Source organism: Shewanella sp. 10N.286.48.B5 (genome assembly GCF_002874355.2).
Lineage (GTDB): Bacteria > Pseudomonadota > Gammaproteobacteria > Enterobacterales > Shewanellaceae > Shewanella.
In genome coordinates, this window is the sequence record NZ_MCVG02000001.1 from 226408 (window position 1) to 244534 (window position 18127).

The 18127-nt window shown below is 41.5% G+C and carries 15 protein-coding genes; 11 read left to right on the forward strand and 4 right to left on the reverse strand.

The features are described from left to right. The first annotated feature begins 181 nt into the window (after positions 1–181). The 10 genes from BCU57_RS00985 to BCU57_RS01030 all read left to right on the forward strand — a co-directional run bounded on the left by BCU57_RS00985 (position 182) and on the right by BCU57_RS01030 (position 9895). Complete coding sequence (locus tag BCU57_RS00985) at positions 182–1945, forward strand: DUF3943 domain-containing protein (RefSeq protein WP_133149367.1); 1764 nt, start codon at positions 182–184, stop codon at positions 1943–1945. Between the two features lie 322 nt (positions 1946–2267). Then, a complete protein-coding gene (gene glyA, locus BCU57_RS00990) occupies positions 2268–3524 on the forward strand; it encodes a serine hydroxymethyltransferase (RefSeq protein ID WP_102438048.1) in 1257 nt (418 codons plus the stop codon). 156 nt (positions 3525–3680) lie between these two features. Then, complete coding sequence (gene nrdR, locus BCU57_RS00995; RefSeq protein WP_076543024.1) at positions 3681–4130, forward strand: transcriptional regulator NrdR; 450 nt, start codon at positions 3681–3683, stop codon at positions 4128–4130. Positions 4131–4271: 141 nt separating this feature from the next. Further along, positions 4272–5426, forward strand: a complete 1155-nt coding sequence (ribD, locus tag BCU57_RS01000) for a bifunctional diaminohydroxyphosphoribosylaminopyrimidine deaminase/5-amino-6-(5-phosphoribosylamino)uracil reductase RibD (RefSeq protein WP_102438050.1) — start codon at positions 4272–4274, stop codon at positions 5424–5426. Positions 5427–5489: 63 nt separating this feature from the next. Continuing rightward, positions 5490–6146 carry a riboflavin synthase gene (locus BCU57_RS01005; RefSeq protein WP_102438052.1) on the forward strand — a complete coding sequence of 219 codons (657 nt, stop codon included), beginning with the start codon at positions 5490–5492 and terminating at the stop codon, positions 6144–6146. A gap of 84 nt (positions 6147–6230) precedes the next feature. Continuing rightward, the gene (gene ribBA / locus BCU57_RS01010) at positions 6231–7334 is read left to right on the forward strand and encodes a bifunctional 3,4-dihydroxy-2-butanone-4-phosphate synthase/GTP cyclohydrolase II (protein ID WP_076543021.1); all 1104 of its coding nucleotides are present in this window, start codon (positions 6231–6233) and stop codon (positions 7332–7334) included. Between the two features lie 121 nt (positions 7335–7455). After that, positions 7456–7935: a 6,7-dimethyl-8-ribityllumazine synthase gene (ribE, locus tag BCU57_RS01015; protein WP_102438136.1), complete on the forward strand. Its 480-nt coding sequence runs from the start codon at positions 7456–7458 to the stop codon at positions 7933–7935. A 14-nt stretch (positions 7936–7949) separates the two neighbouring features. Beyond that, a complete protein-coding gene (gene nusB, locus BCU57_RS01020; RefSeq protein ID WP_076543020.1) occupies positions 7950–8354 on the forward strand; it encodes a transcription antitermination factor NusB in 405 nt (134 codons plus the stop codon). Positions 8355–8447: 93 nt separating this feature from the next. Next, on the forward strand, positions 8448–9404 hold the full coding sequence (gene thiL, locus BCU57_RS01025) for a thiamine-phosphate kinase (RefSeq protein WP_102438054.1): 957 nt from the start codon (positions 8448–8450) through the stop codon (positions 9402–9404). Next, entirely contained in the window at positions 9404–9895 is a 492-nt protein-coding gene (locus BCU57_RS01030; protein ID WP_102438056.1) for a phosphatidylglycerophosphatase A, read from the forward strand. The genes thiL and BCU57_RS01030 overlap by 1 nt, the downstream gene beginning before the upstream one ends. Positions 9896–10004: 109 nt before the next feature. On the opposite strand, the gene recN is transcribed toward BCU57_RS01030, so the two are convergent. From recN to barA, 4 genes are all read right to left on the reverse strand, one after another. Then, positions 10005–11663: a DNA repair protein RecN gene (gene recN / locus BCU57_RS01035; protein WP_102438058.1), complete on the reverse strand. Its 1659-nt coding sequence runs from the start codon at positions 11661–11663 to the stop codon at positions 10005–10007. Positions 11664–11777: 114 nt separating this feature from the next. Further along, entirely contained in the window at positions 11778–12743 is a 966-nt protein-coding gene (locus tag BCU57_RS01040; protein WP_102438060.1) for an AEC family transporter, read from the reverse strand. Positions 12744–13068: 325 nt separating this feature from the next. After that, positions 13069–13683 (reverse strand): YjaG family protein, encoded by a 615-nt coding sequence (locus tag BCU57_RS01045; protein WP_076543013.1) that lies wholly within the window; start codon positions 13681–13683, stop codon positions 13069–13071. Further along, positions 13673–16504, reverse strand: a complete 2832-nt coding sequence (gene barA, locus BCU57_RS01050) for a two-component sensor histidine kinase BarA (protein WP_102438062.1) — start codon at positions 16502–16504, stop codon at positions 13673–13675. The genes BCU57_RS01045 and barA overlap by 11 nt, the downstream gene beginning before the upstream one ends. Positions 16505–16606: 102 nt before the next feature. On the opposite strand from barA, the gene rlmD reads away from it, so the two are divergent. Beyond that, positions 16607–17950 (forward strand): 23S rRNA (uracil(1939)-C(5))-methyltransferase RlmD, encoded by a 1344-nt coding sequence (gene rlmD, locus BCU57_RS01055; RefSeq protein ID WP_102438064.1) that lies wholly within the window; start codon positions 16607–16609, stop codon positions 17948–17950. Positions 17951–18127 lie beyond the last annotated feature (177 nt).

Sequence of the window (18127 nt, forward strand, 5' to 3'; positions counted from 1 at the left end):
TTTGTCATTGAAGGTTTATTCCACACCGATACGTCAAAAAACTACTTAACAAAAACAACCGAATAAAGTAATAATCGTCTACAACATAGTTGTAACAACCCGATTTGTGGATAGAAAGAGGGACAATCACTGATTGTTGGTGATATCAGGTTAATTTTTCAAAATATGTTAAGGGATTAAAGTGAGCACGATACAAAGGAAGGCTTTAAAGAGAATATTACTGTGTAATTCGTTGTTTTCTGTTTCAATATTCTGCTTGTGTAGTCAAGTTAATGCCCAAGAACACCAAGCAAAAGAATACAGGTCTTTATTCATTGAAAAAGACCAACCAACCGCTGTTTTCACCATTAGCAGCAAAGATGAAAGTTCAGTTAAATCCTTTTATTCAGCAGCAGTAAATCAATCATATTCAAATGAAGTTAATCAACTTAAATATGAGCCATCAGGTTTAGTCATAAGCTCTATCACTGCAGGAAAAGACATTAGAAGTATTAGTGGGCCTGATTTACAAGAAGGTGAAACTCTTATCACAGATACTGAGCTAATAGATAAAGACTGGTGGGGAGCATTAATTGAAATTTCTACGGTATTAGTCATTGGCGAGGTACTTTACCTGACCAGTGAAGAAAGTATGGAAGGAGATTTTGATTACGAAATTGAAGGCAATGCAGGGCAATATTTTGCAGATAGAATTGTGACAACTGATGCTTGGAAACTTGATGACAACAAGGTAGGCATGAATTGGGGGCATACCTATGCTGGTGCACTGTATTATCAAGCGTTCCGTAATTATAACTTTAATTATTATGAATCTTTGGCGGGTAATTTTATAGCATCGGCAGTCTGGGAAGTCTTTGCTGAATATAAAGAAGTGGTAAGTGTGAATGATCAAATCGTTACAACATTTGGTGGTGCAGTATTGGGTGAAAGCTTATTTCAAATATCTGAAATGTTAGATTCAAAACAAGGTTGGGTCCCAACGGCTTTTAGTAGTGTTTTTAATCCGGCTAAAACCATTAAAGGTTGGTTTGGTTATGATAACCCACAACGGTTTAATCGAACATACGCCAAGGATATGTTCAACATCTATACAGGTGCAATGTACTCCAGCAAAAAGCAGGCTGATATTTCTACTACTTCTTTAATATTGGGATTAGAGGCGAGTATTGATAGTGTTCAAGGTAAATATGATGCTTTATCTGCGACACCTAGCCAGGTCGATTTAAACATGGAACTGGGGATTTCTAACGAAGGAATTGAAGATTGGCAAATGGATTCTTCGATTTTTTTAGGTGGCTGGACGAGCGATGTTAATACCATATTAGATTCTGAAAATAGACGCCAGACTTGGTTTATTGGCCCATCCATGGGGCTGGAATATAGCAGTCTGGGTCAAGATGAAGAGGAAGATTTTTACGCAGCAATCAATGTGATTGGTGTATCTGCTGGAACGCAATGGTTTGTTGATGATGTTTCGATAAGTATCAGAGGCGACCTGTTTGGTGATTTTAGTATGGTGAAACCCTTTGCAACAAAAGATTATCGCCAAAATGGAGGCCATTTTTGGGGGACAAAATCGGTGCTTTGGGAAGGTGGCTATGGATATGCTTTAGGCCATACAGCCAAATTAGCACTAGAGGCGAATTATAAAGAATTGTTGCTCGGGGTTAAGTTTCAAAGTCAACGCTGGGACTCTATAGATGATAATGAGTTTAATCGAAGCAGTGATTGGAATCCAAACGTCAGTGACCTAGATTTTAAAGATGCACGTGATAGGTATGAAGTTTATCTCGATGTTCCTTTAACGAATATTATGAGTATCAGTATTCACCATGAACGTATCGATCGAAGTGGCACATTAACCGGAATTGAAAACTTGGCCATTGCCAATCGAAATGATGAAACAGAAAGTCGCAGTAGCATTCACTTTACTTATCAATATTAGCCGATAAATCATTGCCTGTATCATAGACTAGACTATCTAGTTTTTGTGATAAATGGAGCTGTAGAGCTTAAATATTTTGCTGATTAATTTTTTAGAAAAGAGTTTTCTTAAAATTGTCACAAGGTTATGAAACTAAGAGTTAATTTGGATTTTTCTATGAAATACAATTACTGAAAGCTGCTGCAGCTGAAAATTTATAGATGGCAAATGGTACTCATAATGAATTGCAACTAATTTCATGTTTCAAATGCTGGGATTGTGATCAATTGCGCTGTATCATACCGCGCAACCCTACTATAAGAATTAACAGCTGGAGTGAGCAATGCTGAAAAAAGCTATGAATATCGCAGATTATGATCCACAACTATTTGCAGCAATTGAAGATGAGACTCGTCGCCAAGAAGAGCACATTGAATTAATCGCATCAGAAAACTATACCAGCCCTCGTGTACTTGAAGCGCAAGGCTCACAGCTAACAAATAAGTATGCTGAAGGTTACCCAGGTAAGCGTTACTACGGTGGTTGTGAACATGTGGATATTGCTGAAGAATTAGCTATTTCTCGTGCTAAAGAATTATTTGGCGCGACATATGCAAACGTTCAGCCTCACTCTGGTTCTCAAGCAAACTCAGCAGTTTTCATGGCGCTTTTAGAAGGCGGTGATACTGTTTTAGGTATGAGCCTTGCTCACGGCGGTCACTTAACTCATGGTTCTCACGTTAGCTTTTCAGGCAAGTTATACAATGCGGTACAGTACGGCATTGATGAAGTAACAGGTAAAATTGACTACGCAGAAGTTGAGCGTTTAGCCGTTGAGCATAAACCCAAAATGATCATTGCTGGTTTTTCTGCTTACTCTGGGATCATAGATTGGGGCAAATTCCGCGAAATCGCTGATAAAGTAGGTGCTTACTTATTTGTCGATATGGCGCACGTTGCCGGTCTTGTGGCTGCAGGTATCTATCCGAATCCGCTACCTCATGCACACGTTGTGACAACCACTACCCATAAAACCCTAGCGGGCCCTCGTGGTGGTTTGATTTTATCTGCCATTAACGATGAAGCTATCTATAAAAAACTAAACTCTGCAGTATTCCCTGGTGGCCAAGGTGGCCCATTAATGCACGTTATTGCAGCCAAAGCGGTAGCATTTAAAGAAGCATTAGACCCTGAATTTACCACTTATCAAGAGCAAGTGGTTGCTAATGCGAAAGTGATGGCGAAAACCTTCATTGAGCGTGGCTACAATGTTGTTTCTGGTGGCACCGATAACCACTTATTCTTACTTGATTTAATCAACAAGGATATCACTGGTAAAGACGCAGATGCTGCGCTAGGTCATGCAAATATCACAGTTAACAAAAACTCAGTACCAAATGATCCACGTTCACCGTTTGTGACGTCTGGTTTACGTATTGGCTCTCCTGCTATTACCCGCCGCGGTTTCACTGAAACTGAATCGGTAGAGTTAACTAACTGGATGTGTGATGTGTTAGATGACATCACTAACGAAGCTACTATTGAGCGCGTTAAAAACCAAGTGCTTGAATTATGCGCTAAGTTCCCAGTTTACGGTTAATGTCAACCGAGATTGATTAACATAAACAATGATCTATTTAACTAACGCGGATAATCTTTTCGATAAGGTTAACCTTGTAAAGTAAATAGGATAAACTTCAATGGTCGTAAGTACTCAGTGCTTACGGCCATTTTGTTTTTTATTTCAGGAGCGGATATGCATTGCCCATTTTGTAGCGCGACAGATACGAAAGTTATTGATTCAAGACTCGTGGCTGAAGGCCATCAAGTGCGCCGTCGCCGGGAATGTACTGAGTGTCATGAACGCTTCACCACTTTTGAAGGCGCCGAATTAGTCATGCCGCGGGTGATCAAGCAAGATGGCACTCGCCAACCATTTGATGAAGATAAGCTGCGTGGCGGCATGCTTCGGGCTGTTGAAAAACGCCCAGTTTCAATCGATCAAATTGAGCAAGCGTTAAGTAAGATTAAGTCCACTCTTAGAGCAACAGGTGAGCGTGAAATTGATTCGGCCATGATTGGTAATTTGATGATGGATCAATTGATGATCCTAGATAAAGTTGCCTATATCCGTTTTGCTTCAGTTTATCGCGCCTTTGAAGATGTCTCCCAATTCGGTGAAGCCATCGCCAAGCTGCAAAAATAATCTAGCTTATTTTTATTGCCGTCTTTAATTAATTGCAGTCTTACATTTGTTGGTATTGGCACTTTGTATTCTTGCCAATGATTAACCTTATTTAGCAGTTCTGAATTTTAATGACTGCTTTTTAGTTTCTAGAAGGTCTTTATGTCTCAGTGGTCAAAATGTGATATTGAAATGATGAGCCTTGCTATTTCATTAGCTGAAAAAGGCCGTTATACCACACGTCCAAATCCTAATGTGGGCTGCGTGATTGTCGCCAATGGCGAGATCATTGGTCAAGGTTACCATATTAAAGCGGGTGGCCCCCACGCCGAAATTCACGCCTTAAAAGATGTCGAAAATCGACAATTACAACAGCTACTCCCTCAAGCTACAGCCTATGTCACCCTTGAACCCTGCAGTCATTATGGCAAAACCCCGCCATGTGCTAAGGCATTAATTGCAGCCAAAGTGAAGCGAGTGGTGATTGCGCAAATGGATGCGAATCCGCAAGTGGCGGGTAATGGCGTTAGCATGCTTGAAGCGGCAGGTATTAAAGTTGATGTGGGTTTGCTAACAGCTGCGGCAAGCCAACTTAATATCGGCTTTATGAAACGCATGACTACGGGATTACCTGAAATCACCATTAAGCTGGCAGCCAGTTTGGATGGTAAAACCGCGCTATCGAATGGGGTATCAAAGTGGATAACCGGCCCCGAAGCCAGAGCCGATGTGCAAAAGCTGCGCGCCCGTCATTGCGCGCTAGTGACTGGCGTTGAAACTGTGTTAGCTGACGACCCCTCTTTGAATGTGCGCTACGAGCAATTGGCTAGTGTACAAAACAGCCTTGCTGAGTCTGACCTTCAACAGCCTTTAAGAGTGGTGCTTGATAGTAAAGCAAGGCTGACTGCCGACTATAAAATGTTTACTATTGAAACGCCGATTTTGCTGGTGTCTTGTGTCGACTATCCAGCAGAAGTAAAACAAGATTTTAAGTCCCATGTTAGCTTTATCACAATAGCGGCTAATAACGATGGACGAGTTGATTTGCATGCTTTATTTACACACTTAGGCCAGCATTGTAACTCAGTATTAGTCGAGGCTGGTGCCAGCGTTGCTGGTAGTGTTATTCAAAGTAAATTAGCTGATACACTTTATTTGTACCAAGCAATGAAAATATTAGGCAGTCATGGACGCAATTTGATGCAATTAGACGACTATCAAACTATGGATCAGATTCCTGATGTACAATTAACGGATAGTCGCAGAATTGGTACAGACCAACGACTGATTTTAAAGCTTAATTCGCCAGCGAATTAACTAATGCAATTTTGTCTATCGGTCGATGCTAAGCGTGGCCCAAAAGATAACAAGTGAGTAAATATGTTTACTGGGATTATTGAAGCACTAGGTACATTAAGAAAAGTTGAGCGTAAAGGCGATGATATTCGTTTGACTGTAGCCAGTGGCAAGCTCGACTTAACCGATGTAAAACTGGGTGACAGTATTGCCACTAATGGGGTGTGTTTAACCGTAGTACAATGTTTAGCAGATGGTTATGTTGCAGATATTTCTGCTGAAACCGTTGCCTTAACCGGATTTGCTAAATATAACGTCGGTCAAAAAGTAAACCTTGAAAAAGCGGTGACCCCAACGACCCGATTAGGCGGCCATATGGTTAGCGGTCATGTGGATGGTATTGCCACAGTGGAGCAGCGCCTTGTGCGTGGCCAAGCCATTGAGTTTTGGCTGGCAGCTCCCGCTGAGTTATCTCGTTATATTGCTCATAAAGGTTCGATCACCATTGATGGCGTTAGCTTAACGGTAAATGAAGTTGATCAGCACAGATTCAGATTAACCATAGTGCCGCACACTGCAGCTGAAACCACCTTATTAGCTTTACAAGCGGGTCATAGCGTCAACATCGAAGTTGACCTTATTGCACGTTATCTTGAACGCTTAATGAAAGTAGAACAAAAGCCAGCCACTGAAAGTGGTGTCACAATGGAATTGTTGGCAAGTGCTGGATTTATGCGATAACTGATTATTACTGGTAAATATTATTACCGGAGCATATTTACTCTATATCGCTGATATAGACAAAACAATATAAAGGTCTTAGCAATGGCATTACATAGTATAGAAGAGATCATCGAAGACATTCGTCAAGGTAAGATGGTTATCTTGATGGACGATGAAGACAGAGAGAACGAAGGTGATCTTATCATGGCGGCCGATAAGGTGACGCCAGAGGCCATTAATTTTATGGCGACCTTTGGCCGTGGACTGATTTGCCAAACCATGACTAAAGAGCGTTGCCAGCAACTGAACTTGCCGTTAATGGTTACCAACAATAATGCTCAGTTCTCAACAAATTTTACCGTTTCCATTGAAGCGGCAACGGGGGTCACAACGGGCATTTCAGCCCATGATCGCGCTGTAACCGTTCAAGCGGCTGTTGCTAAAGATGCTAAAGCATCAGATTTAGTTCAGCCTGGTCATATTTTTCCACTTATGGCACAAGATGGCGGGGTGTTAATTCGCGCCGGTCACACAGAAGCGGGTTGTGATTTAGCCCGTCTTGCAGGCTGCGAGCCATCTGGCGTGATAGTTGAAATTCTTAATGATGATGGCACTATGGCCCGTTGTCCAGATCTTGAAATCTTTAGTGAAAAGCACGGTATTAAAATGGGCACCATTGCCGATTTAATTGAATACCGCAACACCAAAGAAACCACGGTTGTGCGTGAAGCTGAATGTAAATTGCCAACGCGTTTTGGTGAGTTCAATATGGTGACTTTCAGAGACACCATCGATAATCAGCTACACTATGCCTTATTGAAAGGTGACGTTGAAGAAAACTGCCTAGTACGGGTACATTTACAAAATACCTTTAATGACTTATTCCATTCTGAACGCGATCAAAAACGTAGCTGGCCACTTGAAAAAGCCATGGAGCGTATTGCATCAGATGGTGGTGTATTAGTACTGTTGGCGAATCACGAGCATTCAAGTGACATGCTCGCCAAGGTCAAAGCCTTTGAAGCGGAAGATAACGGTCAAGCGCCTACAGCTGCTAAATGGCAAGGAACCTCGCGCCAAGTCGGTGTTGGCTCGCAAATTCTTTCAAATTTAGGTGTGAGCAAAATGCGTTTATTAAGTTCACCCAAGCGTTATCACTCTCTGTCAGGGTTCGGTTTAGAAGTAACTGATTATATTGCAGAATAATTCACTAACTTAGTGAAGTTAACATTTATCAATAATTGCACAGGACTCAGGGCATTTGGCTGTGGTATTATACCGCCACTTTTGCCCAGAGCCGGGTGCTTTAGCTAATTTAGGTAAGATAATGATCGTAGTTGAAGGTAATATCGAAGCAAAAAATGCCAAAGTGGCGATCGTAGTATCGCGTTTCAATAGTTTTCTTGTTGAGAGTCTGCTTGATGGCGCATTAGACACACTAAAACGTTTAGGTCAGGTAAATGACGACAACATTACTGTTGTTCGTGTTCCTGGCGCTGTTGAATTACCACTTGCTGCACGTCGAATTGCTGCTAGTGGAAAGTTTGACGGTATTGTTGCACTTGGTGCAGTAATTCGTGGTGGTACTCCGCATTTTGATTTAGTTGCTGGTGAATGTAACAAGGGTCTTGCTCAAGTCGCTTTAGAGTATGATATCCCAGTTTCATTTGGCGTTTTAACCACTGATACCATCGAGCAAGCAATTGAACGCTCTGGTACTAAAGCTGGTAACAAGGGCACTGAAGCTGCACTTGGTTTACTAGAAATGGTTAACGTTCTGCAAGAATTAGAACAACAGTTAGTATAGTAGTAGGAAAAGTAATGAAGCCTTCAGAGCGCCGCAAGGCACGCCGTTTAGCTGTTCAAGCTATTTATTCATGGCAGTTAAGCAAGAACAATGTTGCTGATGTTGAACATGAATTTTTAACTGAACAAAACATTAACGGTGTTGATGTAGCTTATTTTCGTGAATTGCTATCAGGTGTAGCCACGAAAGCAACTCAACTTGATGATCTGCTAAAGCCTCATTTAGATCGTGATATTGAAGATGTATCACCCGTTGAGAAAGCCATTGTGCGTTTAGCAGCTTATGAATTAACTTATCGTAAAGATGTGCCATATAAAGTGGCCATTAACGAAGGTATCGAATTAGCGAAAGCGTTTGGTGCTGACGATAGTCATAAGTTTGTCAATGGTATGCTAGATAAGCTTGTTACTCGTAAGTAATGAATGAAAACGGTATCTTCGGATACCGTTTTTGTATGTAACGCTTTTTTCTACAAAATAATAGGTGGGCGGTTATCCGCACCAGATTATATCGTGAAAGAATTCCAACTTATCGAACAATTTTTCCGTGATAAAGGTCAGCAACGTCGAGATGTGCATTTAGGCATTGGCGATGACTGTGCATTAGTCCAACCGGCGGAAAACACATCTATTGCCATATCTTGCGACACCCTAGTCGAGAATGTCCATTTTTTACCGACAATGCCAGCTTATGAGCTTGGCTATAAATCTGTAGCGGTAAATTTATCCGATCTTGCTGCCATGGGCGCAGATCCGGCGTGGATGACGTTAGCGCTAACCTTGCCAGATGTTGATAATGAGTGGTTAGCGCAATTTAGCCAAGGGCTATTTGAAGCGGCTGAATATTACAGTGTTAGTCTGATCGGTGGTGATACCACCCGCGGGCCTCGCTGCATCAATATTACTATTCATGGTCAAGTGCCAACCGGTAAAGCATTAACCCGTAGTGGCGCGAAAATTGGTGACTGGGTGTATGTTACTGGCACTTTGGGTGACTCTGCCCTTGGGCTTGATATCCTGTTGGGCAAAAAAGAAGTCGCACATCAACATAAAGAATTTTTAATTAACCGTCACTATCATCCAACGCCTAGAATACTAGCGGGTCAAGCGCTACGCTCTTTAGCAACCAGTGCCATTGATTTATCTGACGGTTTATTTTCTGATATTCAGCACGTTTTAAAGGCATCTAATGTGGGTGCGATTATTGATGTGAATGAATTACCGCTATCGGAATCATTACAAGCATCATTGAGCCCTAATGAAGCAACTAGTTATGCGTTAACTGGTGGCGAAGATTATGAGTTGATGTTTACTGTACCAGAATCTCAACGTGGCGCTTTGGATATTGCACTGATCCACGCTGGGGTTAAATTTATTAAAGTAGGTCAAATTTGTGCCGGCGAAAAGTTACGCTTAGTGGCTGATGGCAAACCTTTTGAGCTAGAAAAAAATAGTTTTGAGCATTTCTAATGAAGTTTATTTCAACCGATCCAGCCGTTAAGAAATTAACCTTAACAAACCCTGTACACTTTTTAGCATTAGGTTTTGGCAGTGGTTTAGCCGCCAAAGCCCCGGGCACCTTTGGTACCCTTGCCGCAGTGCCGATTGTGTACTTGATGAGCTTTTTAAGCCTATCGGCTTTTATTTTTATCACGCTAATTAGCTGCCTTGTTGGTATTTATATTTGTGATAAAGCCGCTAAAGATATGGGCGTTCATGATCATGGCGCAATTGTGTGGGATGAAGTCGCAGGCTTAATGATCACCATGATTGCCGCCCCTGCTGGGGTAATTTGGTTAGTGGTTGGTTTTGCGTTATTTCGTTTTTTCGATATTTTAAAACCGTGGCCAATTCGTTGGCTCGACGCTAAAGTGCATGGCGGTTTTGGGATCATGATTGATGATGTATTAGCGGGGATTTTCTCGTTAATTTGTTTACAGTTGTTGGCTTATTATATTTAACCAATGATACTTTAATCTCTTTAAAGCTAATCCCATTAAACGTTAAGCCCACTTCATAGTGGGCTTTTTAATGGGCGATGATTAATGGATGATGCTTAAAGCTGCAAGATTATTGCAATAGCTCTCTAGCATTCGCTAAGGTATTTTCAGTTATCACATCACCCGCGAGTAGTCTTGCTAGCTCATTGACTCGCTCTTGTTTATCCAATGACTTCATATTCGTCTCAGTGCCGCCACTTTTGGTGAATTTATTCACTAGCATATGTTGGTGACCATTACCTGCAACTTGCGGTAAATGCGTCACACAGAGCACCTGAGTTGATTGACCTAAGCTGCGTAGCATTCTTCCCACAACTGCTGCAGTAGGTCCTGAAATACCTACATCCACTTCATCGAATATCAAGGTTGGTGTTGATACCTTTTTAGCGGTGATAACCTGAATACCAAGCCCAATACGTGACAATTCGCCACCAGAAGCTACTTTGGCAATGGGCTGCATCGGTTGACCGGGGTTGGTGGTAACCAAGAATTCAACTTGATCACAACCAGAAACTGATTGTAGTTCTGGGTTAAAATTCACCTCAATGCAGAATCTGCCTTTGGGCATATTTAACTCTTGAATCGATTGGGTGACTAACTTATTAAGCTCTTTAGCATAGCGGTTACGGCTATGGCTGAGTTTTTGGGCGCTAATTACGTAAGCTTTTTTGCTTTCATCTACTTGCTGCTGAATTTCATCAAGCCTTGTGGCATCGTTATTAAGCTCGCTAAGTTCAGCTTTTAAAGCTTGGTGATGCTCAAACAGTTGCTCAGAGCTCACATGGTGTTTTCTTGATAATTGCATCGCCTTTGAAATGCGCTGCTCAAGGTAAGCAAAGTGTTCAGGATCGAGTTCTATTCGGCTTAAATAGTCCTGAACTTCGCTGCTGCTTTCCTGCACTTGAATTAACGCTTCATTGAGCATTTGAGCAATATTACTTAGTTGTGGGTCAAACTCAGTTAGGTTTTCAGCTAAGCCCACGACCCGATTAAGTAAAGATTCAATATTGGCTTCATCGTCATCACACAGTAATTGCAGGCTGGATTGGCAGGTATCAATTAACTCTGTGCCGTTAGCAAGGCGTTTATGCTCTTGCTCAATCTCAATAAATTCACCGGCTTTAAGATCAAACTCATCAAGCTCTTCAACTTGATATTGCACTAGCTGTTTTCTGGCGATACGCTCTTGCTGATTTTGTTGTAATTGTTTCAGTTCATTTTCGATTAACTTACAGCGTTGATAGCTTTTGCTTACCCCATCAAGCAATAATTTATGGTTGGCGTAGCTATCAAGAAGGGTCAGTTGATGCTCGCTTTTTAACATTGCATGATGCGCGTGTTGGCCGTGAATACCGACAAATAATTGCCCTAGAGATTTAAGCTGGGCTAACGGAACTGGATTACCATTTATATAGGCACGTGAGCGGCCATCGGCATTAATTGTTCTTCTTAAGATACATTCGTCTTCGACATCAAGGTCATTGTCCTCTAGCCAGCGCTTAGCAAATGGCACATCATCTAAGCTAAAGCGGGCACTCACTTCGGCTTTGGTTGCACCTGGTCTAACGCTATTGGCATCTGAGCGATTACCAAGGCATAAGCCCAGGGCATCAATAGCAATGGATTTACCAGCACCGGTCTCACCAGTAATGCTGGTCATGCCAGCTTTAAAGTCGAGTTCTAGAAAACGTACAATTGCGAAATTATTAATGCTTAATTGGCACAGCATAATCAATCCTTGTGTGAATAACCATCAAACCACTGTATCTGCATACAGTTTACACTGTTTTTATATACAGTAAAGTACTGTATAAAAAAATGGTGCTGATTTTTTATACGAGGATTAAACCAAGGCGCTTAAGATTTTTTCAATAATGGGCAAACTAATAAAGGTGGCTGTAGTGCTGATCAATATGCACTTGGCACTTGATAAGGCATAGATTTGGTAACGCTGTGCCAGTAAGTAAACACTTGCTGCTGTCGGCAGTGCCGCCAGAATGACGCCCATAAAAACTAGCTCAGACTCCACCTTAAAATAGCTTAATAAAACATAGGCAAGTAACGGCTGGACAATGAGTTTTAAACTATTCAGCAAGCTCATTTCAAGGGCGATATTATGTTTCTTAGGCCCAGCTTTTGCGCCGCGATGCATGGCTTTAGCTAACACCATGCCAATGGCAAATAAGGCGCAGGGGCTAGAGGTGTTTCCGATTAACCGAAACATCATGCTGATACTGTCAGGTAGGTTTATTTTGAGCGCTGATACCAATACCCCTAGGGCGCAACCAATAACAATGGGGTTGGTGATTAATGCGTTGAGCATAATCATAATAGGATGACGTTGTTGGGTTTTATTCACCGCAAGTTCCATGCTCACCAGTGCAAATGCGAACATGATAATGGACAGTAGACTGGCAATGGCTGCGGTGGCGATGGCTTGATTGTTATCAGGATACAAGCTCATCATTAAAGGGAACCCAATAAAGGCGGTATTACCAAAACTGGTGTTTAGGCCTCTAATTGCAGCTAGCGCGGGCTGTTTATTGTCTGCAAGGGTTGAGATGATCACTGTAATACAATATGTGCCCGCCATAGCGAGGCCAAAGGCGAATATAAATCCCCATTGCAGAATATCGTTAATGTCAGTTTCGGCCAGTGCAATAAATAAAATAGCAGGGAAGGCGATATAGTAGACGTATTTATTTAGCGCCGAGTCACTATCTTGGGGGAGTAATTTAAGTTTCTGGACACTAAAGCCAATAACCATGATGCCAAAAACAGCTATAAGTGGGGTTAGGATACTAGGCAAGCTTGATTCCTTTTTAGGACCTTGAATGACATATCAATAATGTGGGCGTTGGATATCTTACTTTAATGGCGCCAATAAGATATTAGATAAAGGTAAGGTATGAGATGAATCTAAGCTATTCAAATAAGTTAAGTTTTTAAATTAAACTAAGATAAGAAAAACTGCATAGATCTGATACGACAAGGAGGATGTAAATGTTGCCCATCAGGTTGGCATTAGAGTATAAAGCTATCTGTTAGCGGTATCTTTAATAAGGGCATGATGACAGGCCCTTATTAAAGAGTGCTATTGCTACTTAAAGAGTGCTATTGCTACTTTAAAAGTATCATTGCTGCAGACTGATGCCGATATTAGACACGCCAGCATCAATGATTTCTTTGCGTAATTCCTTAATGAATTCAGGTGTGATTTTTGTTGTTTCTTCAATCACATCTAATAACATTCCTTGTAAGTGCTTCTCTTCTTGCATTACAGGATGGTTAAATACGAACTCTTCTACAACATCTTCATTCATGACGTCTTCAAGTTCTTCAATGCTAATGGCTTCAATATAGTTGGCCACTGTACTTGATGATAATTTACTGACGTTGGTAATATCTTCTTCGATTTTAGCTTGTATGCCACCGAGTAAAGTCGATAACGCTACAGCAGCATCCATTGCAGGATAAACACCGTAGGCTTCAAAATCTGCAGGCTCAGGGGTATTTTCATCTAAACGCTGTAAGTGAATATCGTAATTAAACTTAAGCTTTTTATCGTATTGTGATTGCCAAAGTAAATCCAATACTGTGCTTAATACTTTAGGCTCGCCAAACTCACACACTTCGGAGAAAAGGGCGTAATTGGGCAGCATGCGCTGACATAGCGCGGTCGCAAAAAGTTGCTTTTGAGGTAATGACAGCGCTTTTAAACGCTTAAAAAAACCGGGTTTATTGCTCATAGGGAACATCCGCTGATAACTGTGATATCACTTGATTTGCTGCTGATTCTACCTTAGTTAGCTCGTCAAGTAACTCAAGTATTTCAGGTTCTAAGTCTTCGATGTTGGTTTTGTGCTTTAACGCAGACTCTAATTCTTGGCAAAGTTTTTGGGTGTTGGGCACCCCACAATAACAACTCGCTCCATGAAGTTTATGCACGGTTTGCAGCATAAGCGAACTATTGTTGCTTTTTAATGCCGTTTCTATGTTGCTGACACTTTCAGGCAGTGAGTCCACCAACATTTGCAGCATCTCTAATGCTAAATCCGGTTTTTGATTGGTTTGTGCTAAGCACAGCTCCCAATTAAGGGTATGCATATCAAAGTGGGTAAATTTAGGTTTATTTATCCAGCGATCAATCACCCCTTTTAATGCCGCTTCATCAATGGGTTTTGGCAGATAACCGTCCATGCCGCTACCTAAAATTAATTCTCGCTCTTCAGCGATAGCGTGGGCTGTTACCGCAATAATAGGTGTATTGCGGTTAAGTGAGTCTTGGCGGATAAGTTTGGTTGCTGTAACCCCATCAGTGCCGGGCATTTGAATGTCCATAAAGATAACATCGAAGGCTTGTTTTTGGGCATAGCTCACGGCTTCATCACCGTTATTGACAGAGATGACATTAACCACCAACTCTTTCAGTAGGGTATCGATTAGCTTTAAGTTAGCAAGGTTGTCATCAACAGCAAGTACGCTCAAATTCTTGCGCTCATACACAGTCGCGGGTAGTGACTCGGTTAATAGCGCTGTTTGAGTGGGTGGATGAATTAAGTGGTTAGCCAACTCGTAGTCACTCACTGGCATACTGAGTAAAATATCGCTATTAGGCCTCAATGCTTGGTTTAATATTTTTTGCTGCTCGATGCAATCATGAAGCAAGACTAAACATGAGGTCTTTTCCCTCGCCATGCTTAAACAGCTTAATAACTGCTCTTTATCACTAAAGCCATGGCAGTTAAGCAGAATATAATCGTAATGCACTTTGCTTGATGAAAGCGTTGACTCTAAATGGCTAATTTGGCCAACAGTGGTTAAATGTAGCCCCCACGCTTCAAAGCGGCGATTGAGCATATCGCGGCTTAGCTCTCTTGATTCAAATAACAACAGGGTTTTATTACGTAAAGAGTCCAAATGCAGCACTTCACCAATATGAAACTGGCTTAATTCCAATGGCAGCATGAACCAAAATGTTGAGCCTTGATTTGGAATTGAGGTAAAGCCAATTTGGCCGCCCATTTGGTTAATCAAACGTTTGGTGATCACTAAGCCCAAGCCGGTACCACCAAAGCGGCGTGAAATAGACGAGTCTGCTTGGCCAAAGGCCTGGAACAGATATTCTTGCTGACTTTCATCAATACCAATACCGGTATCAATTACTTCACAGCGCAGGGTGATATTTTCATCTTTTTGGCCTACAAGATGAATTTTCAAAATAACGCTACCTTGATCGGTAAACTTAATCGCATTGCCCAATAGGTTCGTCATGATTTGTGCAACCCGCATCGCATCACCGCTGACACTTTCAGGCACGTTGTCGTCAATATCAATAATCAGTTCGATGTCTTTTTCTTGAGCGCTGCCGGCCACAATGCTGACGGTTTCAGAAATGGTTTCCCGCAGGGCGAATGGCATTTTCTCTAAGACCATTTTACCGGCTTCTAATTTGGAGAAATCAAGAATGTCATTAATGATCCCCAGTAAGTTACTGGCGCTTCGTTCAATGGTTTTTATGTAATCTAACTGACTTGAGTGCAGCGGCGTTTTAATTAACTGCCGAGAAAATCCAATCACACCGTTTAGTGGTGTTCTTAATTCATGGGACATATTTGCTAAGAACTCTGATTTAATGCGACTGGCTTCAAGGGCGCGCTTTTTGGCTAAATCAAGCTCGACGTTTTGGATTTCAATTTGTTCAAGGGTTTCCCGTAAATCAGAGGTCGCTTGGTCAATGTTTTGCTGCATTTCATCGTGATATTCTGACAATGAACTAGCCATGGCATTAATGCCGCGCTTAAGTAAATCTAGCTCGCCGATTAATTGTCCATCAAGACGGGTGTCTAACTTACCTTCACGAATTTTTGCTACTACTCTTACCATTTCAGTAATGGGGTAGTTAACATGCTTAACCAAACGGAATGTGAAAAACAGATTCAGCTGCACCCCAATTAATACAATGACAAATGCGGCAATGGCGGCACGGTGTTGCTCAAGTAAGGCATTTTCTTTATTGAGTAATATTGAGATATACCCCAATATTTGTTGCCCTTCAGCATTGGTGATAATTTTTCTTGGGCCGTTGGCGGGCGAAATTGTCACCCCTTGCGGGTTAGTTTGTTGATTAACGCCGGTATAAGACATAATCGGCACCCGTATCACCATGGTGTCGTCGATGGTTTCATACTGAGTCGAAATTAAAGACTTTAACGCTGCTGTATAGCGCATACTCTCAAAATCTTTATGGTAGTGAGATGTTACAAATAATTGATTTTCATCATCAAAAATAGCAATTGAGTGAATAAGGGCAGAGTTGTTTAATTGCGATGCTGCCAGTAAACGTTTGCTGGCTTCTCTGTCTTCAGTGACCAGTCCGAACTCGCTGGCAATGGCCAAAGGCTCGACAATACTTCTACCTTGATTGATTAAGGTCTCTTCGAGTTCATAAAAACGGTTTATGGTGAAGTAACTTCCAAGTAGAATACCCACCATGACCGTTGGCGCTAACGCAAGTACCAGTACCCAAGAGCGAAGACTGTATTTGGTCATGTTGTTAGCATTTTTCATCGTGAAGACATTATTCCTAAAGACTTTTTATCTATGATGAGGACTAGACTGCCAGAAACAGAGCCGTCTTGACTAGTCATTTATTCAATACCTGAGGCCAAAATGGCACAATTTTTTAAAGCAAAACCAAACAAAACTAAACAACTGTCGGCCAAGTTGACTTTAACGGTATCACAACTTGATCATCTCGGTGCAGGTATTGCTCAACATGACGGCAAAGTGGTATTTATTCCTGGGGCTCTGCCCGGTGAAACGGTAACCGCGCAATTAATTGAACAAAAGAAAAAGTACGCTAAAGCTAAGCTGCTTAAAATTCAAATCGCAACCGATAAAAGAGTCGCGGCGCAATGCCCTCATTATCAGCAATGTGGTGGCTGCGACTTACAACATATGAGCATTGATGCGCAGCGCGAATATAAGCAAGATGCACTACAAAATTTAATGGGTAAGTTAGCGGTCAATATTGATGACAAGATCATGACTTCAATGATAACCGGTGAGCAATGGCATTATCGTCGTCGCGCACGGCTAGCTACGTTATTTGATAAAAAGACGAAGCATTTACAATTAGGCTTTCGAGCTGCCAATAGCAATAATATCGTTGATATTAAGCAGTGCGATGTATTGGCTGTAGCATTGTCGGCATTGATTGAACCCTTCTCAAACGTGCTTAATCAGTTACAAGCTAAAATGACACTCGGTCACCTTGAACTCACTGAAGCTGAAAATGGCATATTTGCAGTACTTAGAATCACCAAAGCATTGAAAACCGATGATGAGCAGCGCCTGAAAGCGTTTGCTTTGGAGCATCAAATACAGTTGTTAGTGCAAGATAATGATGGCGAACTGCGTTCGCTAGTCAGTGACGATCATATTGAATTACCCAAATATTTGTTAGCTAACGGCCAAGTCGAATGTCGATTTAGCCCGGGAAATTTTGTGCAGGTCAATGCTGATATTAACCAGCGTATGGTCGCACAGGCCATTGAGTGGCTAGATCCACAACAAGATGAACGAATTTTGGATTTATTTTGTGGGGTAGGTAATTTTAGTTTGCCCCTTGCTACCCAAGCCGCTGATGTTATTGGTGTTGAAGGCGTACCTGAAATGGTTACGCAGGCGAAACAAAATGCTGCTGATAACAACTTAACCAACCTGAGTTTTTTTCACGCTGATTTAAGTGCGGATTTATCTCAAGCCTCTTGGCTGGGCAAAATTGATAAACTATTGCTCGATCCTGCCAGAGCGGGGGCGTATGAAAGTTTGCAATGGTTATCTAAAATGAAGCCTAAAAAAGTGGTGTATGTGTCATGTAATCCGGCAAGTTTAGCCAGAGACAGCCAAGTATTAATCGAACAAGGCTATCAGCTTAAAAAACTAACCATGTTGGATATGTTTCCACAAACTCATCATATCGAAGCGATGGCATTGTTTGAAATTAAATAACTTGCTGCGCTGGCGTGGCAAACCAGTAAAATCAACTGTTTTTACTGCCAACTCAAACAGAAATACTGTTTGAAGATGACATTTTTTAAATTGATTAATATTAATTTGACATAAATAACTGAATGCTCAAGATGAAAGCATTAGAGTAAATAACACATCAACACAGATTCAGTTATT